Source organism: Vibrio sp. 811 (genome assembly GCF_033339195.1).
In genome coordinates, this window is sequence record NZ_JAWOUB010000480.1 from 1 (window position 1) to 661 (window position 661).

Below are 661 nucleotides of genomic sequence, written 5' to 3' on the forward strand. Positions count from 1 at the left end.
GAATTTCCATACAATCGAGAGAAATGTTCAGCCCTCTTTGGAGCCACAATGAGCGACGTAAAACACTGTAAATTATTAATTCTTGGTTCTGGTCCAGCAGGTTACACCGCGGCAGTATACGCAGCGCGCGCGAATCTAAACCCTGTGCTTGTGACGGGAATGCAACAAGGTGGTCAGCTAACCACTACAACAGAAGTAGAAAACTGGCCAGGTGATGCAGAAGGCCTAACAGGCCCAGCATTAATGGAACGCATGAAAGAGCATGCGGAACGTTTCGAAACAGAAATCGTATTCGATCACATCAACGAAGTTGAACTGTCTCAACGTCCATTCCGTTTAAAAGGTGATTCTGGTGAGTACACCTGTGATGCTTTGATCATTTCAACAGGTGCATCAGCTAAATACCTAGGTCTGGAATCAGAAGAAGCGTTCAAAGGTCGCGGCGTATCGGCATGTGCTACGTGTGACGGTTTCTTCTACCGCAACCAAAAAGTAGCGGTTATCGGCGGCGGTAACACAGCGGTTGAAGAAGCGCTATACCTATCTAACATCGCATCTGAAGTTCACCTGATCCACCGTCGTGATTCATTCCGTGCTGAAAAGATCCTCATTAATCGTCTTATGGACAAAGTGGAAAATGGCAACATCATTCTTCACACCG

General features: G+C 46.6%; 1 protein-coding gene. It reads left to right on the forward strand.

The window, feature by feature from the left end; translation table 11 throughout:
• Positions 1–48 precede the first annotated feature (48 nt).
• A partial coding sequence (locus R7Q46_RS27600; RefSeq protein ID WP_318078340.1) for an FAD-dependent oxidoreductase occupies positions 49–661 on the forward strand: 613 nt, incomplete at its 3' end.